18 protein-coding genes and 1 pseudogene are annotated in these 22,414 nt (G+C 58.2%); 8 read left to right on the top strand and 11 right to left on the bottom strand.

The genetic code is table 11. The features are described 5' to 3' along the window. The first annotated feature begins 191 nt into the window (after window positions 1-191). Window positions 192-1,040 (top strand): polyprenol monophosphomannose synthase, encoded by an 849-nt coding sequence (locus DHV10_RS04305; RefSeq protein ID WP_109485044.1) that lies wholly within the window; start codon window positions 192-194, stop codon window positions 1,038-1,040. 13 nt (window positions 1,041-1,053) lie between these two features. On the opposite strand, the gene DHV10_RS04300 is transcribed toward DHV10_RS04305, so the two are convergent. The 8 genes from DHV10_RS04300 to DHV10_RS04265 all read right to left on the bottom strand — a co-directional run bounded on the left by DHV10_RS04300 (window position 1,054) and on the right by DHV10_RS04265 (window position 8,620). Next, the gene (locus DHV10_RS04300) at window positions 1,054-1,779 is read right to left on the bottom strand and encodes a ZIP family metal transporter (RefSeq protein ID WP_109485043.1); all 726 of its coding nucleotides are present in this window, start codon (window positions 1,777-1,779) and stop codon (window positions 1,054-1,056) included. A 26-nt stretch (window positions 1,780-1,805) separates the two neighbouring features. Further along, window positions 1,806-2,891, bottom strand: a complete 1,086-nt coding sequence (gene ychF, locus DHV10_RS04295) for a redox-regulated ATPase YchF (RefSeq protein WP_109485042.1) — start codon at window positions 2,889-2,891, stop codon at window positions 1,806-1,808. A gap of 135 nt (window positions 2,892-3,026) precedes the next feature. Continuing rightward, window positions 3,027-3,629, bottom strand: coding sequence for a DUF3052 family protein (locus tag DHV10_RS04290; protein WP_162601180.1), 603 nt, complete (start codon window positions 3,627-3,629; stop codon window positions 3,027-3,029). A gap of 83 nt (window positions 3,630-3,712) precedes the next feature. Beyond that, a complete protein-coding gene (locus DHV10_RS04285; protein ID WP_109485040.1) occupies window positions 3,713-4,210 on the bottom strand; it encodes a DUF4149 domain-containing protein in 498 nt (165 codons plus the stop codon). Window positions 4,211-4,303: 93 nt separating this feature from the next. After that, window positions 4,304-5,596, bottom strand: coding sequence for a peptidase associated/transthyretin-like domain-containing protein (locus DHV10_RS04280; RefSeq protein ID WP_109485039.1), 1,293 nt, complete (start codon window positions 5,594-5,596; stop codon window positions 4,304-4,306). Window positions 5,597-5,779: 183 nt separating this feature from the next. Continuing rightward, window positions 5,780-6,061 carry a hypothetical protein gene (locus DHV10_RS04275; protein WP_109485038.1) on the bottom strand — a complete coding sequence of 94 codons (282 nt, stop codon included), beginning with the start codon at window positions 6,059-6,061 and terminating at the stop codon, window positions 5,780-5,782. After that, entirely contained in the window at window positions 6,061-6,546 is a 486-nt protein-coding gene (locus tag DHV10_RS04270) for a cytochrome c-type biogenesis protein (protein ID WP_109485702.1), read from the bottom strand. The genes DHV10_RS04275 and DHV10_RS04270 overlap by 1 nt, the downstream gene beginning before the upstream one ends. A gap of 10 nt (window positions 6,547-6,556) precedes the next feature. Then, window positions 6,557-8,620: a heme lyase CcmF/NrfE family subunit gene (locus DHV10_RS04265; RefSeq protein WP_109485037.1), complete on the bottom strand. Its 2,064-nt coding sequence runs from the start codon at window positions 8,618-8,620 to the stop codon at window positions 6,557-6,559. A gap of 517 nt (window positions 8,621-9,137) precedes the next feature. Between DHV10_RS04265 and DHV10_RS04260 the strand changes: the two genes are divergently transcribed. The 4 genes from DHV10_RS04260 (at window position 9,138) to DHV10_RS04245 (ending at window position 12,115) form a co-directional block, all read left to right on the top strand. Further along, on the top strand, window positions 9,138-9,983 hold the full coding sequence (locus DHV10_RS04260) for a hypothetical protein (protein WP_109485036.1): 846 nt from the start codon (window positions 9,138-9,140) through the stop codon (window positions 9,981-9,983). A 136-nt stretch (window positions 9,984-10,119) separates the two neighbouring features. Beyond that, window positions 10,120-11,130, top strand: a complete 1,011-nt coding sequence (locus tag DHV10_RS04255; protein ID WP_109485035.1) for an IS1595 family transposase — start codon at window positions 10,120-10,122, stop codon at window positions 11,128-11,130. Window positions 11,131-11,250: 120 nt separating this feature from the next. Continuing rightward, a complete protein-coding gene (locus DHV10_RS04250) occupies window positions 11,251-11,694 on the top strand; it encodes a Panacea domain-containing protein (protein WP_162601179.1) in 444 nt (147 codons plus the stop codon). Next, on the top strand, window positions 11,687-12,115 hold the full coding sequence (locus DHV10_RS04245; protein WP_109485033.1) for a hypothetical protein: 429 nt from the start codon (window positions 11,687-11,689) through the stop codon (window positions 12,113-12,115). The genes DHV10_RS04250 and DHV10_RS04245 overlap by 8 nt, the downstream gene beginning before the upstream one ends. 988 nt (window positions 12,116-13,103) lie before the next feature. On the opposite strand, the gene uvrB is transcribed toward DHV10_RS04245, so the two are convergent. Beyond that, on the bottom strand, window positions 13,104-15,095 hold the full coding sequence (gene uvrB, locus DHV10_RS04240; protein ID WP_109485032.1) for an excinuclease ABC subunit UvrB: 1,992 nt from the start codon (window positions 15,093-15,095) through the stop codon (window positions 13,104-13,106). A gap of 292 nt (window positions 15,096-15,387) precedes the next feature. On the opposite strand from uvrB, the gene DHV10_RS04235 reads away from it, so the two are divergent. Next, complete coding sequence (locus DHV10_RS04235; protein WP_162601178.1) at window positions 15,388-16,626, top strand: AAA family ATPase; 1,239 nt, start codon at window positions 15,388-15,390, stop codon at window positions 16,624-16,626. A gap of 286 nt (window positions 16,627-16,912) precedes the next feature. After that, window positions 16,913-17,290, top strand: a pseudogene (locus DHV10_RS28155) (RloB domain-containing protein); the annotation flags it as partial. Window positions 17,291-17,413: 123 nt separating this feature from the next. On the opposite strand, the gene DHV10_RS04220 reads toward DHV10_RS28155, so the two are convergent. Together DHV10_RS04220 and DHV10_RS04215 are read right to left on the bottom strand one after the other, a co-directional pair. Next, entirely contained in the window at window positions 17,414-19,000 is a 1,587-nt protein-coding gene (locus DHV10_RS04220; protein ID WP_109485028.1) for a B12-binding domain-containing radical SAM protein, read from the bottom strand. 244 nt (window positions 19,001-19,244) lie between these two features. Further along, on the bottom strand, window positions 19,245-20,720 hold the full coding sequence (locus tag DHV10_RS04215) for a tetratricopeptide repeat protein (protein WP_109485027.1): 1,476 nt from the start codon (window positions 20,718-20,720) through the stop codon (window positions 19,245-19,247). Window positions 20,721-20,907: 187 nt separating this feature from the next. On the opposite strand from DHV10_RS04215, the gene DHV10_RS04210 reads away from it, so the two are divergent. Continuing rightward, the gene (locus DHV10_RS04210; protein ID WP_109485026.1) at window positions 20,908-22,404 is read left to right on the top strand and encodes a DUF1080 domain-containing protein; all 1,497 of its coding nucleotides are present in this window, start codon (window positions 20,908-20,910) and stop codon (window positions 22,402-22,404) included. The last annotated feature ends 10 nt before the right edge of the window (window positions 22,405-22,414 follow it).

Raw genomic sequence — 22,414 nt, 5'->3', positions numbered from 1 at the left:
GCCGTTGGGGGTGGCTCCGGCTGATTCTAGTTTTACCTGATTAGACGGTAGTGTAAGTGTTTGGATGACTGTGAGTTGAAGTTTTTATGTGACGCAATTGTCATTTTGTTGTCACGGGGTGAGATCGAGAGAGGCGCTGTTTTGATTCGAGCGAAAAGTGCGGGTGGGACGGTATAACCGAAGGTGAGCGGATGTCGTACTCATTGGTTACTGCCGCAGTCAACCCGCAGGAATTGGATACTGCCGAGCGCGCGCGTGCGGTCGTAGGTTCGTGCCATTTGCCGGGAGCGCAGAGAGTAGCGATTGTTGTACCCACGCTGCGTGAGGCGGGAAATGTCGTGGTCCTGCTGGAGCGGGTTCGGAAGGCTTTGGATCCAACGGGAGTCGAGTACGAAATTCTGATTGTCGATGACGATAGTCGTGATGGCGTCGAAGAGGCGGTTGCGGCGGTTAGCAAGAGTGATCCGAGGATTAGGCTGTTCGCGAGGAGAGGGAAACGCGGGCTTTCAGGCGCGGTGCTGCATGGCTGGATGCGTACGGATGCGCCGATCGTGGGAGTGATGGATGCTGATCTGCAGCATCCGCCGGAGCTCGTGCCGGAACTGATCGCGCGGACGTTGAGTGGATACGATCTGGCGATCGGCAGCCGTTATGCAGAGGGCGGCGGAGTGGGTTCGTGGAACCCGATTCGTAAGCTGGTTTCGACTGCCGCGGTCTGGGCAACCTGGCCAATCCAGCGGAGCGGGTTCAGGGCGAAAGATCCGATGTCGGGGTTCTTCTTTGTGCGTCGTGACTGCCTCGACGGCGTCGAATTTCAGGAAGATGGATTCAAGCTGCTGCTCGAGATCTTGGTGCGGGCGCGGGTCGGTTCGGTTTGCGAAGTTCCCTTCGAATTTGGGCGGCGCTACAGCGGCGCGAGCAAGGCAAATCTGAAGGTGGCGGTGGACTACGTGAAACTGCTGGCGCGGCTCTATGGCTGGCGTTTTGGCTGGAGAAGGGCAAGTGCGGAGCAGCCGAGACCGGCGAGTTCGCTGGAATAGGTCTTGCAGCAGTTCAGAGAGCCGGCAGAGCGAGCCGGAGCGCGAGAAACGCGGCAACTCCGAGAAAGAAGACCAGCGCCATGCGGATTCCGGGTTCGCGATTGACCTCGGGGACGAGGTCGCTTGCGCCGACGTAGAGCGCGACTCCCGCGGAGACAGGCAAACCGTAGGGCATCCATTTGGGAGCGAGTTCGATGACGAGGACACCGGCAATGGTGGCAACTGCAAGCGCCACCGCGGCAGAGAAGGCGGCTCTGCGGCTGCGTCCGCTGGCGAGCATGACGGAAGCCATGGTGAATCCTTCCGGCGCCTTGTGCAAAAAGATCGCGATGAAGATCAGCCAGCCGAGTGCGTTGTTGACGACGAAGCCTGAGCCGATGGCGACTCCGTCGAAGAGCGCGTGCACACTGAGGCCGCCGAGCACGGAGTAACTTGTACGCGCGGAAACGAACTCGTTGTGATGCGTCTCTTCTCCGTAGTGGAAGTGGGAGATGATGGTGTGCTCGAGCAAGTGCACAACACAGTAGCCCACCATGATGAGCACGGGGCCAAGCGCTGGATTCAGCTTCAAGCTCTCGGGAGTCATTTCGAGCAGCGCAACAGCCATGAGGAAGCCTGCGCCCAGCGCAACGAAGTAACGCAGGTATCGCTCGATGCCGCGCGCGCGGACCAGTACGAAACCACCTGCAACTTCTGCCAGAGCGGCGAGCACGCCGAGCGCCACGGAGAGCTTGAGCATTCTTGCTTACCTTACACCGCCGCGCATCAGCCGCTGTGACGGATGTGCACTACGTCGCCGTCCTGCACGATGTACTCCTTGCCTTCGAGACGAAGAGTGCCTTGGGCGCGGGCCGCAGCTTCGCTTCCGGCGGAGAGCAAATTATCCCAGCGGATGGTTTCGGCGCGGATGAAGTGATGTTCGAGATCGGAGTGGATGGCGCCGGCGGCCTGAGGTGCTTTGGAGCCGGCTGGGACAGTCCAGGCACGGCACTCATCTTCGCCGGCGGTGAAGAAGCTGATGAGGCCCAGGAGCTCGTAGCTTTTGCGGATGAGGCGGACGAGGCCGCTCTCGTGGAGGCCGTAGCTGGAGAGGAAGTCGGCGGCTTCGGCTTCGTCCATTTCGGCGAGCTCGGCTTCGACCTTGCCGCAAATGGCGGTGGCCCCTGCGTTGGGACGCTGGGCGATCTCGGTGAGCTTGTATTTGTCGACAGCAGAGGCGAGGTCGTCGCCGAGCGTGGCACTCTCGCCGATGTTAACCACGTACAAAACCGGCTTTTGGGAGAGGAACATGAAGCCCTTGATGAGTTTCTTTTCCTCTGGAGTCATCTCGAGTTCGCGGAGGGGCTGTTCCTTCTCGAGAGCATCTTTCGAGCGAAGGAGGAGCGCGTGTTCGCGCTCGAGGTCGGCGGAGCGCATCTTCTTCAGATCTTTTTCGACGCGTTCGAGTCGCTTTTCAACCTGAGTGAGGTCGCTAATCATCAGGTCGAATTCGACGTTCTTGACGTCGCGCAGAGGGTCTATTTCGCCCACGTGGGGGATTGAGTCGTCCTCGAAGGCGCGAAGTACGTGGATGAGCGCATCGACGTTGCGGAGGCTGGTGAGAAAGGCGGTCTCCTTGAGAGCTTCCTGGCCGATGGCGGCAACGTCGACGTATTCGACGGTGGCGTGGGTCGTTTTCTTGGGGCTATAGAGAGCGGAAAGCTTGTCGAGTCGTTCGTCCGGAACCTTGGCGACGCCGATGTGGGCTTCGCGGGGATTGGAGTAGCCTTTGTCCTCGAGCTTTGCTTTGGTGAGGATCTTGAAGAGCGACGTCTTGCCGACCTGGGGCAGACCGATGATGCCAGTTTTCATTGAGTTCCAAGTATGCCCCTGCACGATACTTGCGCGCTGAAGGGCCTCTTCGATGATAGCAAGGCAGTGGTCACTGGTCAGGGATCAGGGACTAGGGAATGGGTAGGAGAGGGATCTTCGATGGATGCCGAAAGTCTACGTTCGGCGTTTGTTGAAGCGCAAGGCGGTGAGCGTTGGTGAGACGGAGGCGACTTTAGTATCGACGATGCCGGCGGCTAGAGCGGTGGAGCGGACGAGGTTCTCGTTGAGCGGGTGGCCTGGGCCTTTGGGGTAGATAAACCAGATGGGCGTGCCCGTGATCAACTGATTTGCGGCGCGCATCAGGGCAGAGTGCAGTTCGGCGGGAGTGTCGACGGGTGCGAGAATGAGGTCTCCCTCGCTCTTCGACACGGCTTTCGCCTGGGCGAGTGCGGACTTGAGTGACTCGTCATCGATGGAACCGATCATCCAGATGATTGTTTCGGCGGTGATGCCCAGTTTTTTGGCGAGCGTTGGCGGTGGTCTGAGCAGAGCGTCTGCCCATTTGGCTGCGTGCTCCTCGCCGAGAAAGAGGGTGACGGATTCGCCGCTGAAGGTGAAGTGCAGTTGGCCGCGCTCGGCTTTTATGAACTGCATTTGGCCGATGGGAACGCGGCGGCGGAGTTCGCCACGAAGGATGAGCTCAGGCGGCTCGATCAGAGCTTTGACGGTGCTCTTTTTCCCGTTCCAGGCGCAGGTGCAGGTGGCTTCGCGTCCCATGTGAACCCTCTGAGCAATAGAAGCAATTGTGAGTCGGCGGGCATACCGCATGCAACGGGTTTGTGCGCGGCCAGGAGGTCAGATCATGCTTTTTCGCGGGCGGACTCTGCCCAGGCGACGAGGACAACGGTGGTGATGCCGAAGAGGAGGATAGCTTCTTCAACGTGCTCGCTGCGGTTGTGGAGCTTGTTGAAGTGGACGGTGTTGGGATTGGACGAGTCAGTGGTGTCGATCTCTCCGCCTGCCGCGATGCGGTCGCGCTCCATGGAGGGAATGATCCCATACTGCGAGTAGGCGGTGAGGGCGAGCATGAGGACGACGAGCACCATGGGAGCGAGGACGGTCTTCGGCTTGTAGATGTGCCATGCAGGGGCAAGTGCGAGGAGTGCGAGCAGCACGAGCCCGCTGACAATGCCCATGCCGTGGAGAATGCGGAGCAGTTCACCCACAATGGTGCCGGCAGTGTGCGTGGCTCCCTGCAATGTGCCGAAGGTGATGGCGGCGACGACGGGAAAGAAGATCTCGGCGCCGAGCCAGACGATCAGCGCGAGATAGAGCAGGGTGCGGAGCAGGGTCTTCATGGAGAGGCAGTTCTCAGTTATCCGTCTTCAGTTATCAGTTCTTAGTTCACAGTTTGTAGTGGTCAGTTGGTCACTGAGCACTACAAACTGCTTTCAGCCTTTCTTCAATGCGCGACGAAGGACGACTTCGAGGGCGGCTTTGGTTTCAGCGTATTCAGCGGGAGTGACGGCGCCGGTGAGCTTGTCGCTTTCGAGGGCGAAGAGTTCTTCTTTGAGTGCGGCAAGAAGAGAACCGTTCTTGCCCGCCGGAGTTGCATGATGCGAAGACGGGGAATAGGCGGCGGTAGATGAGGAAGCGATTGGGCCTGTGCCGGGCGTGGTTGCGACGGGAACGCCTGCGGCTCCCGCGGGCTTGCGGAGGAGGAATGCTGCGGCGGCGACGAAGACGAGAGCGAGTCCGCCGAGGATCCACCATTTGTATTTGCTGAGTGGATCGGGCGTGTTGATGGGTTCGCCGATGCCGCCACCAGGCTGACCGCCGGGTTGCGCGCCGGCCTGGGGGCCGCCAGCTCCGGCGCCCTGATCTTCGCGGGGCATGGAGCCGCTGCCAGATACGGTAAATTCAAGCGCCTTTCCGGGCACCGCATTTTTGGCGACGAAGGTCTGGATGTTTGGATCCTGATTGAGGGGAGTGAACGTGGACCCGGAGCCCGCGGAGAAGCTCATGCTCTTCGGCAGCAGGACGCCGACGTTTTGCGCGCTGAGTGACTCCTGCGGGTGGAAGGTGAAGCTTCCGCTGCTGTAGGGGAGCGTGTAGCTGATGTTGAACTGCGTGTCCTTTTCGCCTTCGTCGGGCTGGATGGGGAAGTTGAATGCGTAGTGGCCCTTCGCTCCGTTGGGCTCGAGCTTGAGCGTTGTGGGCAGAGCTCCGGCTTTGGGGCGCTGGCCCTGGGCGAGCTCGATGACTGCTTCTTCGGGCAGGACGACTTCGAAGCTTTTCGCGCTCCACTGCGTGCGCGGAGGGTTGCTGGTGTTGTGAACGAAGTAGCGCTCGAGGATGTGGAGTTGGCCGTTGACGGCTTCGAGTTCCATGACGTCGGCTTCAATGAAGACGCCGTCTACTTTGGCTGCGACGTCGTAGACGGAGACTTCGGGGACGGTCCCGGTTTGAGGAGCGTCGGCGAAATATTCGGCGCCCTGGTGTGTAACTTTGATGAGAGCCGGGGCGTTGCTGGGGCGGTTGATGCTGTAGTGTCCGCTGGAGTCGACGGTGGTGCGTGCGACTTCGGTCATGCCGGTCATCGGCTCGACGAGAACGACCACATCGCCGCTGGCGGGCTTGCCTGTGGTCTTGTTTGTCACGGTGCCGGAAAGCTGCGCGGCCTGGGCAAGGGAGCCGGCGAGAATGATGGAGAAAAGAATTGCAAAAAATCGCGTCGATTTCATTTTTGTATTCGAACCTGACTTTCGTTCAAGAACATCCCTCAGGGGCTAAAGCCCGTGTTCTGGTCGGTGCTTCTCGGCACGACTAAAGTCGTGCCCTTTCAAAACTCGGCTGACTCGGCACGACTGAAGTCGTGCCCTTTCAAAACTTAGTTGTACAACCCAATCCCAAGCGACTCTCGATACTTATGCGTGCTGTTGCAGGACGTCGATCTCGGCCAGCAACTGGGCGGTTTCGTTTTCGAGCTGGGTGCGCTGAGCGATGAAGTCCTCTTCAGGATATTTGCCGGCGCGGTACTCGAAGTTGAGATCGCGCAGATTTTCGTAGAGCTGTTCCTTGCGCTCGAGGAGGTAATCGAGGCGCGTTTTCTGGCGCTGGCTAGCGAAGGCGTTCTCCGGCCAGAAGGTGTAGAGGAAGAGGCTGATGGCCATGAGGCAGCCGAGTGCAAGGCCGAGTGTGTCAGACATCAGAAGCTCCCTTCGCTGCCGGTTTCGCGGCGAATGCGGTCGCGGATCGCGTTCATCTCAGGCGTGCTGGCGGGCTCTGCTACCTGCTTTTTGCCGAGAGACCAGTGCCGGACGAGGAGGATGGTGCCGAGAAGCGCAGCGAGGAAGACGGCGAATGGCGCGATCCATGCGACGAGGTTGAAGCCGGTTGTTGTGGGCGCTGCGAGAACGGTAGCGCCGTATTTGGCGGCGAAACTGTCCATGATTTCCTTGTCTCCCATGCCGTTGGTCATATCGACCTTCAGTTCGGCGAGTTGCACGGGGGAGGCGGGACAGCCGACGTGATTGCACTCGCCCAGCACCTGCCCGCAGCCGCAGCTGCACATGAACTGGTGGCTGAGCTTGTCGTAGCGCGCTGTGGCGTCGGTCGCGCCGATAGAGAAGCAGACTGCGACCGCGAGGAATGCGGCCTGCAGGCCCCTGAACAACTTGCGATTTCGAAACATGGCTTTCATCTCAGTCGCCGCCTTTGAGTACGGGCTCGGCGTGAACTGTTTGCGGTACGGAAACCCTCAACGCAGCGGTTGCCGGAGTGAGGCTTGGAACTAACGCGATGAAGGTGCCAGCCACGATGAGGACTACGCCGGCCCAGATCCAGCTGACGAGCGGGTTGAGGAATGCCTTGATGATGGGCTGGCCTGTGTCAGGGTTTGTGCCTTCGAAGACCACGTAGAGGTCCCAACTGAGGACCGAGTGAACAGCGACCATAGTCTGCGGCTGCTGGCTGGCGAGATAGACGCGCTTCTCGGGGGCCATCTGGAACTGCTTTTTGCCGTTCTGGTAGACATCGAGCAGAGCGTAATCGGAGTTGAAATTGGCGTTCGAGTCCTGCGTGAATCCGACGCACTCGAGCGTGTAGGGTCCGACGCTCATGGTGTCGTGCAGAGCGAGTTCCTTTTCGGTGTTCTTGTTGAACGCCGCGCCGGCGAGTCCGACGACGATGATTACAACGCCGATGTGGATGAGATATCCGCCATAACGGCGGGTGTTGCGGCGTGTGAGCAGGTACATGGCAGCGGCGAGGTTCTTGCCGGTTTGTTTGGCGATGACGCCGGCGCCACGGAGGAACTCAGAGGCGATTGCGGTGAAGACGCTGGCTGACATTGCAAAGGCGACGAGCGCGTAGAAGTAACCGGCTTCGCTGAACCAGGTGCTGAGAGGCCGCGGTCCGAAGATGAAGCAGACGACAACCGTGACCCAGAGTGCGATAGAGGGGACGATGAAGTTGCGCTTGACCGCTTTGAGCGATGTGGCGCGCCACGGGAGCAACGGGCCAACGCCGGTGAGGAAGAGCAGGAAGATGCCGATGGGCACCGCGACGCGGTTATAGAACGGAGCGCCAACGGTGACTTTGCTGCCCTGTACGTATTCACTGAGGATGGGGAAGAGGGTGCCCCAGAGGATAACGAAGCAGGCCGTGAGCAGCACGAGATTGTTGAACAGGAAGCTTGATTCGCGGCTGACCAGCGACTCGAGGTGATGGTCAGACTTGAGATGGTCGCGCTGGAGGATGTAGGTGAAGATGCAGACCGCGAGCGTGACGCCCATGGCAACGTAGAACCAGGTTGCGATGGAAGATTGAGCGAAGGCGTGGACGGAGCTAACGAGTCCACCGCGCGTCAGCGTGGTGCCGAGCAGCGTGAGCAGGAAGGTGGAGAAGATGAGCCAGACGTTCCAGCTCTTCATCATGCCGCGCTTCTCCTGCATCATGACGGAGTGCATGAAGGCGGTTCCGGTGAGCCAGGGCATGAAGCTGGCGTTTTCGACAGGGTCCCATCCCCAATAGCCACCCCAGCCGAGGACGGCGTAGGCCCAGTGCATGCCGAGGAAGATACCGAAGGTGAGGAAGAGCCAGGTGACCAGGGTCCACACGCGCGTGATCTTGATCCATTTTTCGCCCGGGTAGCGCATCATGAGGGCGCCGAGGCCGAAGGCGAAGGGAACGGAGAAACCGACGTAGCCGAGGTAGAGCATCGGGGGATGGATGACCATCTCGGGATATTGGAGGAGGGGATTGAGGCCGTTGCCGTCTGCCGGGATGTCGCCGCGGATGAGCGAGAACGGCGGGGCGGCAAAGTTGATGACGGCCAGGAAGAATACCTGGATGGCGGCCATGATTGTGCCGGCGTAGGCGTAGAGCTTGACGTCGGTTTTGTGGCGAAGGCGGAGGACGAAGCCGTAGGTGGCCAGCAGCCAGCACCAGAGAAGGAGTGAGCCTTCCTGACCGCTCCAGAGCGCGGCAAATTTGTATTTCACGTCGAGCGCGCGGTTGGAGTGCTCCATGATGTAGGTGATGGAGAAGTCGTTGGTGAGCGCCGAGTAGACGAGGGCGAAAGCCGCGGCGGTGACAGCGATGAAGACGGCGATTCCGGCGCGGCGGGCTGTGTCGGCGAGCCGCTCGGGGGAGATGGGCGCGGGCTGTCCGGTTGCGATCAGCCGCAGCGCTACTCCACCTGCGAAGAGGTTGTAGGCGGCCAGCGCCAGACCGATGAGGAGTGCAAGACTTCCGAAAGTTGCCATGGAGGTGTTTTTCTCCAACTTTCCTTACTGCCAGAACTTACGTTGCGATTGAGGCCAGCGAACTGCGACAGGCCTTCGCCGTTGAGGTGGGGGACTTACCTCTCTGATTCTCGCACTGAGTACGTACGCTGTTGGGGAATCAGGAGCGGCTATCACCCGATGACCACCGCTGCAACGACTTCATTCTCAGTTATTTTAGGCGCGTTCAATGTGATTTGCCTCACACCACAGGTTGAGCCGATCACATGGGAAGACGCGAAGGTACGGCATGATGCGTGCCGGTATGGGATTGAGACGGATGAGGCGGGGAGTTGGGTGTGGAGCGAATCCTGTTCGGGGAGATGATGTGCGCGCGATGAACGTGATTCGGATCACTTTTTACGGTCGGTGTTGCGGGTAAGGTGCTTCTTAGAATTCGGACTCTTTTGATCCGGGTTAGAACCGAAGGGCTGTCCGGTAACGCTGCGGTTCAAGTTGGACGAAGAGATCTCCGATGAACGGGTAAGACCGCACGACCATGAGACACGTACTTCTTTGCTTTCTTCTTCTCACCTCTATCGTTCGCGTGAACGGCCAGCATGCAGCGGCCTCGAACTTGCCGGAACATCCGATCCAGGACAACAGCTTTCTGGCGGAGGAGGCCTATAACCAGGAGCCGGGGGTGGTGCAGCACATCCAGAGCTTCACGCATATGTGGAACTCAAAGACGTGGGCGTACAGCTTCACGCAGGAGTGGCCTGTTCCGAACCACTGGAAGCACCAGCTCAGCTATACGGTGGCGGGAGCGAAGCCGGATGAGACGCTGGGCGGATCGTTCGGAGACTTGCTGCTGAATTATCGGTATCAGCTCCTTGGCACGGGTGAAACCAGAGTCGCGGTTTCGCCGCGCGCAACCCTGATTGTTCCCACGGGATCGGTGAAGAACGGGTCGGGCTATGGCGGCTCGGGCGTGCAGGTAGCCTCACCGGCGAGCTACGTTTTCAATCGGCGGTTCGTGGGCCATTACGATTTGGGCGGAACGGTGATTCCGCATGCGCGCGATGCGGCCGGCGACGTTGCGGCTTCGTATGGATACAACGCCGCGGGCAGCGTGATCTGGCTTGCGCACTCGCAGGTGAATGGGATGTTCGAGACGTCGTGGAGTTCGGCGCATCTTGTGACCCGACCGCATGGCACCGATGTGCAGAACACGCTGTGGCTGGCACCGGGGGCGCGCGTCGCGTTCAACTTCAGGAGCGGGCTGCAGGTTGTGCCGGGGGTCGCGTGGCTTGCGGGCGTGGGGCCCAGTGCGGGAGATCGAGGAGCGTTCTTCTATCTGAGCTTCGAACATCCGATGTGGAAAGAGCGAGGGGCGAGGGACTAGGGACTAGGGAACAGATCAGTGTTCGGGGGCCCCGCCCCCCTCCCTATATACCTCATAAGCAAGCTCTTTGTTTTGTTTGGCTTGCGGCGGCATAAATATACTTGACTAACCAAAGCAATCGCGCTATTGTTTGTACATGGAACTTCCCAAGTCGTTAATCGAAGCAATTGAGTACTTTAGCGACGAGCAGCGTTGCATCGACACGGTTGCGCACTGGCGTTGGCCCGACGGCAAGCCTACTTGCCCTGATTGCGGCAATAAGGAGCCCTATTACCTCGCCACCCAGAAGCGTTGGAAGTGCCGTTTCGGGAAGTGCGGTCGGCAATTCTCGGTTAAGGTCGGCACGATCTTTGAGGATTCCGCTATCTCCCTCAAAAAATGGCTCCCTGCGATGTGGCTTCTTGCCAACTGCAAAAACGGTATCTCTTCGCATGAGCTTGCACGCGATCTCAAGGTGACTCAGAAGACCGCGTGGTTCATCCTTCAGCGCATTCGCCTCGTGATGCACGAGGAGCCTGCAGGCACCTTTGGGAGCCACTGGGGAAACCCTATTGAGGTCGATGAGACATTCGTGGGCGGCAAGGTCAAGAACATGCACCGCTCACGCGCCAACGCGATCCGGGCGCAGATTCCCATCGACCGCATGAACGGATTTGAAACCAGCCTGAAAAACAAAACGGTTGTTATGGGTATGCTTAACCGGGAGACTCGCCAAGTCCGCGCTAAGGTGATTCCGAACGTGAAGAGGGAGACACTACAGGCTGAGATTCTGAAGAACGTGGGATTCAACGCTCACGTCTACACCGATCAGCATGTGGGCTATGACGGCCTTGATAAGAACGTGAAGAACTTCACGCATCGCACAACCAATCACCTCACCGAGTACGTTCGGGGTCGCGTACATACGCAAGGCATTGAGAATTTCTGGAGTCTACTGAAGCGCGGATTGAATGGCACGTATGTTGCGGTTGAGCCGTTCCACCTAGATCGCTATGTTGCGGAGCAAGTGTTCCGTTTCAACAACCGCGCAACGAAAGACAATCCGCTTACGGACGCGGACCGCTTCGCACTTTTGCTGTCACGGATCGCAGACAAGCGCCTCACCTATGCGCAAGTGACAGGTAAGGAGGACGACAGACAGCTCTAAGTTCAAGCGTTTCAAGCGACAGAAGCGCGGTCCTAAAAAGTAACAGAATGTCCCACATTTTGGGAGACCAAGCGACCCTTTTGGGTGTCTAATCTCTTAACGGGAGGAGGTGCACCCAAATTGACGACAACTGCGCGGAATCTCGCAAAATTCATCGTACAGCGAGCTGGGCCCATCTCAAACCTTAAGCTGCAAAAGCTGCTGTATTACGTCCAAGGCTGGCATCTTGGGCTGCATGGGAAGCCTGTATTTCACGAGCAGATTCAGGCATGGGTGCATGGTCCGGTAGTCCCTTCCGTGTTTCATATGTACAAGGAATTTAAGTGGACACCAATCACGGCAGACCCATTGCCAGTGAAACTGGACGATTCATTTGTTACCCATACTCTCACTGTTATTGGAGTGTATGGAAAACTGAACGCAGCACAATTAGAGAAACTTTCGCATCAGGAAGATCCTTGGATCCATGCTCGCAAAGGACTCGATCCTAAAGTGCCATCAAATGCCGTTATTACGCACGAGTCTATGAAGCGGTACTTTTTTGGCAAGCGAGCGAATGGCTAAGCGCAAAAAGAGAACAGGGGAAGTTCAACCCCCTGTTCTCCCAGTCGATGAACGGCGCATTCGGTTTTCTCTTGAATATCTCGATCTGAATCACACACGATTCCCGCTTGAACAGTGCAGCAAAGAATTCCACGATGCGCTGCTGCGCAAGATACTTGAATACCAGACCTTCACTGTAGACCAGTTCACACAGTCTGATCCAAGAGCCGGAATACGCAGACATCCGATCTATTTCCCAGAAACACAAGAACCAGAAGGGTTCAATGTAGACCCTACACAAGTCGAACTTTGGACGGATTCAGCTTGGCAATTCGGACTGCCAATTCCAGACGGGCAAGACGATCTCTGGAGAGTTCATGGATTTCTTGCTGAAGAGACGTTTTACATAGTCTGGCTCGATCCAAATCATGCACTAAATTAACGCGGCTTTGGTCCGCGTTTCTTATATCCCTTTCGGACCCTATCTGCGGTACGGGCGGCATTATCACGTGCGATCCGCTCAGCCATCTCCTCCTTGGAAGTATGGACTGCACGCGAAAGAACCGACTCAAATGCACGAAATGCGCCGTTGGAATCACTTATCCGAATCTCGGAGGCGTTTTTCACAGGTGTATGCTCCGCTTTGCGCACGAATTATCCACTTATCTACCCGAATATTCTGCCTAGATGTTGCTACAATCTTGAGCATACTCTCATGAGGAGAGTGCGTAGTCGGCCCGACGATAGCCCAACAACGGTGATCCGGCGGTAATTGTACGAAGAGGCCAGCCCATTTGCGGTGAGCTGACCTCGGAGTTTGGGCGCAGAAGCGAAGTCCGTTTAACCTCAGCCCCGACCATAAGTTAACGCTTGTGGTCGGGTTTTACTTTGCCCTGATATTCGCTTTTTAACCTAAGGGCAGAAAGCGAACCTGCAGGAATAATACCAGTAATTTGTGCGACTGTTGCCACACATTTACACGAGCGTGTAAGTGCAGAAAATGAGGCAAATCACCGCACCGCCAAGTAGATTATTACCCCGGTTCAAATCCATAATTGGTTAGTCATCGATATTAATGCCCTTGCGGCTGATGGGTGGCTGCAAGTGTGTCCAGCCATTGAGTTTAGCTGTAAGTGTCTCTTCGGAATGGGAATACAGGGGTTTTTGGTCCTGTCAGCTCCCGGATTACATCCCTTTCTACTTCGGATTTCGAGCTTGCGGATGGAGCATCGCGAGCTTTGATCCGATTATGCGCTTTTGTGTGGAAATAGACTGCAACGGAAATGGTGATGGGGGATACAGGAGACGAGCGATCAAGTGGTCAGTGATCAGTGGTCAGTGATCTTCTTCGTTCCCATGTCTCCAAAGGCGGGAGACCCTTCGACAAGCTCAGGGCAGGCTATGGGGCACCCGAAGCTTGTTGTCTTTCTTTAGCCGAAGAGGAATTCTTTTTCGCGAAGTTCCTTGATGCTGTCGCGAAGTTTGGCGGCTTTTTCGAATTCGAATTTGCGGGCGGCGTCGCGCATCTCGGTTTCGAGCTTGGAGATGAAGGCGTCGACGTCGGCCTGGGAGTTGAACTCGGGGAGGCCCGCTGCTTCTTCGACTTCGATGTCGCCGTATTCGCTCTTGAGGATCTGCGCGAGACCCATATCGATCTTGCTGATGACGGACTGCGGCGTGATGCCGTGCTCTTCGTTGTAGGCGGTCTGAACGGTGCGGCGGCGGTCGGTCTCGTTGATGGCGGCCTTCATCGACTGGGTCATGTTGTCGGCGTAGAGGATGGCGCGGCCTTCGACATGGCGGGCGGCGCGGCCGATGGTCTGGATGAGCGAGCCGGTCGAGCGCAGGAACCCTTCCTTGTCGGCATCGAGGATGGCGACGAGCGAGACTTCGGGGAGGTCGAGTCCTTCGCGGAGGAGGTTGATGCCGATCAGAACATCAAACTCGCCCTTGCGCAGGCCGGCGAGGAGCTTGACGCGCTCGAGCGTTTCGATTTCAGAGTGCATGTAGCGGCACTTCACGCCGACTTCGGTGTAGTAGCCGGCGAGGTCTTCAGCCATGCGCTTGGTGAGGGTAGTGACGAGGACGCGCTCGCCGCGCTTAGCGCGATCGCGGATCTCGGCGAGGAGGTCGTCTATCTGGCCTTTGACGGGGCGGATTTCGACCTGGGGGTCGACGAGGCCGGTGGGGCGGATGACCTGCTCGACGACGACTCCGGCAGAGCGCGTGAGCTCGTAGGGGCCGGGCGTGGCGGAGACATAGATGGTCTGGTTGATGCGGTTCTCGAATTCGTCGAATTTGAGCGGGCGGTTGTCGCGTGCGGAGGGAAGGCGGAAGCCGTAGTCGACAAGATTCTGTTTGCGGCTCTGGTCGCCGTGCCACATGCCGTGCACCTGCGGAATTGTGGCGTGGCTCTCGTCGACAAAGAGGATGAAATCGCGCGGGAAGTAGTCGAGAAGCGTGGGCGGCGGCTCGCCGGGAAGTCGGCGGCTGAAGTGCCGCGAGTAATTTTCGATGCCGTGGCAGTAGCCCATGGACTTGATCATTTCGAGATCGAAGCGGGTGCGCTGATGCACGCGTTGCGCCTCGACCATGCGGCCTTCGGCTTCGAGCTGCGCGACCCACTCGTTGAGTTCGGCGAGGATTGAGTCGATAGCCTGGGCCTTGCGCTCGGGCTGCACGACATAGTGCGACTTCGGGTAGATGGGCAGGCGCGAGTACTTCTGCTTGACGGTGCCGAAGAGGGGATCGATCTGCGAGAGAGATTCGATCTCGTCGCCGAAGAGCTCGATGCGATAGGCGGACTCGTCGTAGGTGGGGAAAACTTCGATGATGTCGCCGCGCACGCGGAAGGTGCCGCGGCGGAAGTCGACGTCGTTGCGTTCGTAGAGGATTTCGACGAGGCGACGGGTGATGTCTTTGCGGCTGATGTGCTGGCCTTTTTCGAGCAGCAGCAACATGCCGTAGTAGGCTTCGGGCGAGCCGAGGCCGTAGATGCAGCTGACGGAGCTGACGATGATGGCATCGCGGCGTTCGAACAGGGAGCGCGTGGCGGAGAGGCGGAGCTTGTCGAGCTCCTCGTTGATGGTGGCTTCTTTTTCGATATAGAGGTCGCCGGCGGGGATGTAGGCCTCGGGCTGGTAGTAGTCGTAGTAGCTGACGAAGTATTCGACGGCGTTGGAGGGGAAGAACTGCTTGAACTCGTGGTAGAGCTGGGCGGCGAGGGTTTTGTTGTGGGCAAGGATCAGAGCGGGCCGGTTGGACTGCTCGATGATCTTGGCCATGGTGAAGGTTTTGCCGGAGCCGGTGACGCCGAGCAGCACCTGATGCTTCTCGCCCGCGGAGAGGCCGCTGACGAGTTCCTCGATGGCCCTGGGCTGATCGCCGCGAGGCTTGTAGGTGCTGACCAACTGAAAATCCATGGGTAGATTATAGAGGATGAGCGAAGATTAGGCGAAGACACTCGAGGATCGAGCTTGGAGCGGGAGGAAAGCCTAAATACGGAAAAATCTCGCAGGAAGGCCTTGTTTGGCTAGACAGGCTCTTGAATTTGGCAACTTATCGTGAAATACTCTCGTCGCGATGATTCTCTCATTTTCTGTATCGAATTTCAGATCCTTCTGCAATGAGGAAAGTCTCAACCTAATTTCATCCGGCCGACTCGCGACCAGTCACCCGGATCATGAGGTACCTATCCCTGGATCGACGCAGAAGGTGCTTCGAACAGCTGTTCTGTACGGTGCAAACGGTTCCGGCAAATCAAATTTGTTCAAGGCTCTTCGTTATGTGAAGGAGATCGCGCTCGAAGCTCGGCCGAAAACGAGAGGTACCTCTCGCGAATCCTTTCGCCTCGGAACTTCCGGAGAAGATCTCTCTAGCTTCGATCTGCAGTTTATTGCGCAATCGAAGCTTTATCGCTTTGGCATTAAAGTCGACGACAATTCTGTACGCGAAGAATGGCTCATTCGAATAGAAGGATCTAAGGAGTTAACGCTCTATGAGCGAGTAACAGACGATTCGGGTGTCGTCGAAGTAAACGTTCCCATCACCGACCCTAGGGGGAAGTTGAAGGCACTAGCGACCGTCGGTGGTCCTTTGAATCAGTCTTTTCTCGCAACGGTTCACGTAACTCTCGAAGATCCTGATCTTCCTGATGACTTGCGAAATGTTTTGGAATGGTTTGAAAGTGGACTTCATCTTATTAGTCCTGAGTCGTCATATGCCGCTCTTGGCAACAGGCTTGCCACTGACGAGGACTTTAGAAGATTCGCTGAAGAGTTTCTGAAAGCGTCATCAACGGGTGTAGATCGCTTGAGCGTCATCAAAAGGAAACTCACGGAAGAGGAGTTGCGAAGCTTCATTCCTGAGTCTCTCTACAAGAGAGTGTTGAAGGACATCGCCGAAGATAAGGACGGGATTGCAGTCGTTCGTTATGGCGATGATGCGGAGTTGCTCATCGAGCAGAGTGAGACCGCGCAGTTCTTCCATATTTCAATCAAGTCGGTTCATGCCAATGGGGATGGTAAGGAAGTTGCCTTCAAGCTTTCTGACGAGTCCGACGGCACTCAGAGGCTTCTGAATCTCGTTCCGTCACTCTATTACCCGAGGGATTCAGGAGCGGTTTACGTCATCGACGAAATTGACCGTAGTCTTCACCCGATAATGGTCTTCGATTTCTTAAAGTTCTCTCTCGAATCGTGCAAAGGTAAGCCAAGGCAAATCATTGTAACAACGCATGAGTCGAATCTGCTTAATCAAGAACTTCTGCGCAGAGACGAGATTTGGTTTGCCGAGAAGGACAGTTCTTCTGCTACGCGCTTGTATTCTCTTTCAGATTTCAAGGTGCGGAACGACCTAGAAATTCGCAAACACTATTTGCAGGGCCGCTTCGGCGCTATTCCTTTTTTGGGGAATCTGAATCACTTGCTCGAAGAAGAGCGGTGTTCAAAATGATCAGAGTTAACCGGAAACCCAGGCCACTAATGCGAGACACTCCGACTTTTCGAGATGATCGACTATTCATTGTCGGCTGTGACGATACGTACGCACCGGATCAGTATTTCGCGCTTTTCAAGTTGACTCGAGTCCACGTTCATGTGGTTCCCACCCCAAATGGGACATCGACCGCGCAGGCGGTTTTAGAGAGGGTTCTTCGCGCTGCGAAAGAGGCAAACCTTGAGAGCGACGACGAAATCTGGATGGTGCTTGACACTGACCACTCAATCAAAGGTACCCACATCGCCAGCTTCAACGCTGCATTAACCCTCGCAGAGCAAAAGGCGTAAAGGTTGCACTGAGCAGACCGTGCTTCGAACTCTGGTTGCTCCTGCATCATGCAGAAGACGTCGATGTCTTGCACTTGAGGAATGCTGCGCAAGTCCTAGAAGCATTGAAGGAGAAATTGGGTGGATACAACAAGAACAGACTTAAAGCAGAACATTTTCAGGCTGCTGGGTTAGTCCTAGCATGCGAAAGGTCGAAGCGGCTCGACGAGGCTGCCGGTGGGGGTAGAATTCCAACGGCTAACACTTCGCGCGTCTATTTACTCTGGAAGGCGATCATTTCGAAAGCGCAGAGTGCTCAATTGCCTCCTGCGTTGAGAGCCATCAATAACTAGGCTACGGAGCAAGTCCGCGTCCCCCCGCCCATATGGCGAGAGCTCCGGCAGGACCATTTCACAGCTTTGATCGTCTTTCTACCTCTTGAGCCAAAATCAATTTCTGCAAGATCCCAGACCAGCTCAGTTGTCCGGCAACACCGGCAATGGGTTCGCCACTGCGGTACTGGCGCCGGAAAAACTGCTTCCTGCTGCGGGTAAGTGCAACTGGCGTTGCGGGAGGTCGGGCATGGGGGTGGCTTTGAAGAGGCGCTTGCACTGGCGGGCGGTCCATCGCGCCCACTTCTGCGATTTCTTGCGGCGTGCGCTGTCTGTGGAGATGCCGGTGCCGGCGTACATCTGGCGGTAGAGCTTTGAAAGGAAGATAGACGCGATGCGGGCGCGCAAGGTGGGCGTGCATGCCGATCGCTGCCAGATGACTTTCCATCCATAAAAGCGGTCCCACACGCGCTGGGTGCGGTCGCGGATTTCGTCGGCGCTCATGGTGGGGTGCGGCGTGAACATCTTGGGGCGGACCGCACTGGGAATGAGCCAGTAGCGGGTGATGGGGATATCGCCGACCATGGCGGGATTCTCGGCCTGCAGTTTTTCCCAGCGGCCGAAGTCGACGGTGCCGGGGAACGGGGTCATCATGACGAATTGCGCAAAGGTCACGCCCGCCTTAATGGCCATCTCTACGGTGGCGTCGAAGGTTGATGGCCGGTCAGTAGGCAGGCCGAAGATAAACGAGCCGAGCACGTGCACGCCGTGCTGGCGGAAGGTCTGCAACTGGCGCGCCAGGGCTTCGCCGGAGTAGTTCCAGTCTTTGTAGACCGCCTTCAGTCCTTCTGGTGTGACGGCCTCAACGCCGACGAGGGCGCCTTTGATGTTGGCGCGCTTCATGGCGTCGAGGTACTCGCCATCTTCTCCCGCTTCCATGGTGATCTGGGTGAAGAAGACCATGTCTCTGGGGAGCTTGGCGAGCTCTTCCATGAGGTGGAAGCGGTCGGCGCGGATGGCGGTGAGTTCGTCGACCTTGGCCTGGTTGTTTTGCGCGCGGGCCTGGCGCAGATCGGTGAGCGTGACGGGATAGAAGTTGTCGTCGGCAAGCGCGATGAAGCGGAAACCCATTCGGCGCAGGTTCACAATTTCGTCGATCACGTTCTGATAACGGCGCTGACGAGGCTGCTGTCCGTCGGTGCGCCACACGCTGCAGAAGGAGCAGTGCTTGGGGCATCCGCGAATGGTTTGCACGGAGGCCCACATGTATTTGTCGGGCTGCATGAGGTCCCAGCGGGCCTGGAGGAAGTCGGTTCCGGCAATGCGGCCGCCTTCGTAGACCCTCTCGGGATGTCCTGCGATGCAGTCCTTTACGACGTGCGCCCAGACCAGGTCGCCATCGCCTTTGACCACGGCGTGGGCTTCGCCGCGCTCGAGAACTTCTTCAGGGAAAAGCGTAGCGTGAATGCCTCCGTAGACGACCCATGCGCCGCGGGCACGAGCCATGCGTCCCACCTGGTAGCCGCGGAGTGCGTTGCCGGTGTGGACGCTGATGCCCACGATGTCTCCGGCCTGGATGATGGCTGGGTCGATCGGCTCAAGAGATTCGTCCGTCAGGATGGGGTCGCCGACACTCGATGGCGTAGCTGCCGCCAGCACAAAGAGCCAGCGCGGCGTAATGACAGCCGTGCCAAAGGAGTGGTCACTGGGATTGACCAGGCGAACCTTCATCGAGATGGGGACCTTTCTTGTTCGGTGATAAAGAAGCCGAGATGAGTCATGAGTAGCCGAGCTGCGGGATCACTGCCGAGGCGCGTGCGAAGGCCGGAGGTCACGCGCGGACATGCAGGGCCAATCATAGTCCCGGCTTCCGTCAACCCGTCAAGATAGAAGGGCGTTGGGACGCAACGGTTGTTTGCAAACCGTTCATGTCTGCAGATCAGAGGAGCCGGAGGAGCTTCTGGTCTGAATGGGCTCAGTTCACGGCGGTGGTTCGTGTGGGCAGGAAAAGCTCGCGGCTCTGGTCGGCTTGGCGGATGACGATTCGGGCGCCGCTGAAGAAGGGGTCGGAGGAGAGGCGCGGGTTGAGGAAGTCGAAGAGGCGCTCGGCGTCGTCGCCGGTGAAGATGAGGGTGCGGGTTTCAGGGGATGTAATGTGGCCGCTGATGCGGCCTATCCCTCCTTCGGCGAGAGCTCCGGCGAGAGTGTAGACGAGATCGCGAACTTCTTCGCGGGTGCGGAGATCTGCTTGGTTGGTGTTGGGAATTTCGATGAGGACGCTTCCTCCGCTGAACTCGGGGCGGTCGGCGCCGGTCTGCGCGGACTGGATGGAGTCGCGTTGGCGGAGAACCTGCGCAAGTTCTTCTTCGACGGGAGGGAGTTCGGTGTCGCGGTGGAGGCGCTTGAGGGCGTCGATGAGTCCCTGAAGATCGTCGAGGTAGGCTTCGAAGCTGGGGCTGGCTTGCTTCTTGCGTTCGTCGATGGCGGTGCGGAACCAGGTGACGGCTTCCTGATCGCGGCCGGCGTCGCGCAGTGTCATCGCTTTGGTGGAGTAGGCGTAGGCACGCTGCGGGTCGGACGGCGGGAAGAGGCTGATGGAGCGGTCGACTGAGGCGAGAGCTTCGTCGGACTTCTTCCAGCGGCGATAGCAGCCTGCGATGTTGTTGTGGAGGAGGGCGATGCGTTCGGGCGGGGTGGAAGCGTCGTTTTCGCGTACGCGCAGGACACGGGTGTAGAAGGCGAGGGATTCTTCGAAGCGGCCCTGCTCCGCGCAGAGGATGCCGAGGTTGACCCAGGCGGGGGCGGCTGACTGGTACTGCAGTTTCGCGGCGTGGATTTCTGCGGCCTCGCGGAAGGCGGCTTCTGCTTCGGCGGGGGCGGTTTTGCGAAGGGCGTTGCCGAGGGTGATGAGTGTTGCCGGACGCCAGGGGTGCTCGGGGAATTTGGCGAGGATTTTGAGTGCGGCGCGGAGCGGGATGGCGGCGTGGTCGCCGAGGCCCATGCGGCTGTAGCATTCGCCGAGCTTCTGCAGCATTTCGGCGACGAGCATGGGATCCATGTCGGGCTTTGCGTGCTGGAGCGCGAGTTCCCAGAAGGGCAGGGCGTTGCGGTAGTCCTGCAGACGGAAGAACTCGAGCGCCATGAAGTAGTGGAAGGTGGCGAGGGGAACGTTCCTGCAATCGTCATCGAGGGCGGCGACGGCTTGTTCGCGGAGGATGCGGGATTGCTCCGGATCGCGCTGCTTTGTGCGAACGAGTGCGAGGCCGAGAAGGGCGAGGGGCTTGACGTGGCGTAGGAGAGTGGTGGGTTCGGAGTCGGCGACCCTGTCGAGGCTAGCGAAGCCTTTCTCGGCCATCTCGAGCTGGCCGCGCTGGGTGGCGTCGACGGCCTGAGCCAGTATCTTGATCAGGATTTCTAGTTTGAGAAGGGTCTGGATCTCGGCTGTGTCCACGTGCGCGCCTGCCTCGGAGTGGGGAGTCGGACTCAGATTAACGCAGGGGCGGGCCGTAGATGGCAGAGGAAGAGCAGCGAGGGAAACCTTGGTGCATTGATTGCGGGCGGGTTTGTGACAGGAGGCGCGAGAGCGTGGACGAACGACCGTCTAGAATGATCCGTTCATTGATGTGAGGGGGAGACGTATGTCTGAAGTTACGCGACGCGAAGTGCTGGGTTTGTTGCTGGCTGCGCCGGCTGTTGCGTCCTGCTGGGCGGGGGGGAGCGGGGAGGATAGCGGCTGGGTGCCGCTGTTTGATGGAAGGTCGCTCGATGGATGGAAGGCGAGCGAGCATGAGGGGACGTTCAAGGTTGTGGATGGGGAGATCGTGGTACACGGCGAGCGATCGCACCTGTTTTATACGGGGCCGGTGCATGGAGCGGACTTCCGCAATTTTGAGTTTTCGGCGGAGATCAAGACGCTGCCGGGGTCGAACTCCGGTGTGTACTTTCATTCGGCGTATCAGGAGTCGGGGTTTCCGTCGAAGGGGTTTGAGGTGCAGGTGGAGAACAACGCTCCGGAGCCGGGAGCCGAGAAGACCGGTTACGAGGAACGCAAGAAGACGGGATCGCTGTATGGCGTGCGCAATGTATACAAGGTTTTTGCGAAGAACGGGGAGTGGTTCAGGCTGTCGATTGCGGTGCGCGGCAAGCGGGTGCAGACGCGCGTGAATGACATGCTGGTTGTCGATTACGTGGAGCCTGAGGCGCCGTTCAGGGCGGATACGAAGTTTGGGCGGGTGATCGATCACGGGACGTTCGCGCTGCAGGGGCATGATCCAGGGAGCACGACGCATTTCCGGAATGTGCGCGTGAGGCCGCTGGCAGATGCTGCGGATGCGGGAGTGTCAGAGCGTCCGGAAGTCGATGAGCTTTACCGCGCGGTGATTCGGCTGTCGACGGAGAACTATCCGGTGGTTGACTACCATGTGCATCTCAAGGGCGGCTTGACGATCGAGCAGGCGCTAGAGAACTCGCGGCGGCTGGGGATCAACTACGGGATCGCGATCAACTGCGGGCTGGGTTTTCCGGTGCACAGCGATGAGAGCGTGCAGCAGTATCTGGAGAGCATGAAAGGCCAGCCGTGCTTTATTGCGCTGCAGGCGGAGGGGCGCGAGTGGAGGACGCTGGTTTCGCGTGAGTCGATTGCGCGGTTCGATTATGTGTTTACGGATGCGATGACGTTTACGGATGATCAGGGAAAACGGATGCGGTTGTGGATTGACGAGGAGGTGGGGAAGATTGCGGATGCGCAGGCGTTTATGGATATGTATGTCGATCGCATCGTGGGAGTGATGAGGGAGCCGATCGATATCTATGCCAACCCGACGTTTTTGCCGAGGCAGATCGCGGTTGATTATGAGAGCTTGTGGAATCCGGAACGGCGGAAGAAGGTGATTGCCGCGGCGATTGAGAACGAGGTGGCGATCGAGATCAACGACCGGTACAGGATTCCCAGCGCTTCGTTCATCAAGGAGGCGAAGGCTGCGGGCGCGAAGTTCTCGTTTGGAACGAATAACGCGGATGCGAAGCTGGGGCGGCTGGAGTACCCGCTGCAGATGGTGAAGGAGTGCGGCCTCAAGTGGCAGGACATCTTTGTGCCGAGGCCGGCGGGGAAGAAGAAGATCGAGGTCGGGAAGTGAGGCGTCTGGG

The organism is Occallatibacter savannae (assembly GCF_003131205.1).
Taxonomy (GTDB): domain Bacteria; phylum Acidobacteriota; class Terriglobia; order Terriglobales; family Acidobacteriaceae; genus Telmatobacter; species Telmatobacter savannae.
The sequence above is the reverse complement of the archived record's forward strand: the minus strand, read 5'-3'. Positions and strand labels throughout refer to the sequence as shown.

Bases quoted from the DNA above. Each gene is read 5' to 3' on its own strand.
- DHV10_RS04270 (WP_109485702.1), bottom strand. From the start codon at position 6,546: ATGTTTCGAAATCGCAAGTTGTTCAGGGGCCTGCAGGCCGCATTCCTC.
- ychF (WP_109485042.1), bottom strand. From the start codon at position 2,891: ATGAAAACTGGCATCATCGGTCTGCCCCAGGTCGGCAAGACGTCGCTC.
- DHV10_RS04220 (WP_109485028.1), bottom strand. From the start codon at position 19,000: ATGAAGGTTCGCCTGGTCAATCCCAGTGACCACTCCTTTGGCACGGCT.
- DHV10_RS04255 (WP_109485035.1), top strand. From the start codon at position 10,120: ATGGAACTTCCCAAGTCGTTAATCGAAGCAATTGAGTACTTTAGCGAC.
- uvrB (WP_109485032.1), bottom strand. From the start codon at position 15,095: ATGGATTTTCAGTTGGTCAGCACCTACAAGCCTCGCGGCGATCAGCCC.
- DHV10_RS04300 (WP_109485043.1), bottom strand. From the start codon at position 1,779: ATGCTCAAGCTCTCCGTGGCGCTCGGCGTGCTCGCCGCTCTGGCAGAA.
- DHV10_RS04260 (WP_109485036.1), top strand. From the start codon at position 9,138: ATGAGACACGTACTTCTTTGCTTTCTTCTTCTCACCTCTATCGTTCGC.
- DHV10_RS04275 (WP_109485038.1), bottom strand. From the start codon at position 6,061: ATGTCTGACACACTCGGCCTTGCACTCGGCTGCCTCATGGCCATCAGC.
- DHV10_RS04280 (WP_109485039.1), bottom strand. From the start codon at position 5,596: ATGAAATCGACGCGATTTTTTGCAATTCTTTTCTCCATCATTCTCGCC.
- DHV10_RS04285 (WP_109485040.1), bottom strand. From the start codon at position 4,210: ATGAAGACCCTGCTCCGCACCCTGCTCTATCTCGCGCTGATCGTCTGG.
- DHV10_RS04290 (WP_162601180.1), bottom strand. From the start codon at position 3,629: ATGGGACGCGAAGCCACCTGCACCTGCGCCTGGAACGGGAAAAAGAGC.
- DHV10_RS04265 (WP_109485037.1), bottom strand. From the start codon at position 8,620: ATGGCAACTTTCGGAAGTCTTGCACTCCTCATCGGTCTGGCGCTGGCC.
- DHV10_RS04245 (WP_109485033.1), top strand. From the start codon at position 11,687: ATGGCTAAGCGCAAAAAGAGAACAGGGGAAGTTCAACCCCCTGTTCTC.
- DHV10_RS04210 (WP_109485026.1), top strand. From the start codon at position 20,908: ATGTCTGAAGTTACGCGACGCGAAGTGCTGGGTTTGTTGCTGGCTGCG.
- DHV10_RS04305 (WP_109485044.1), top strand. From the start codon at position 192: ATGTCGTACTCATTGGTTACTGCCGCAGTCAACCCGCAGGAATTGGAT.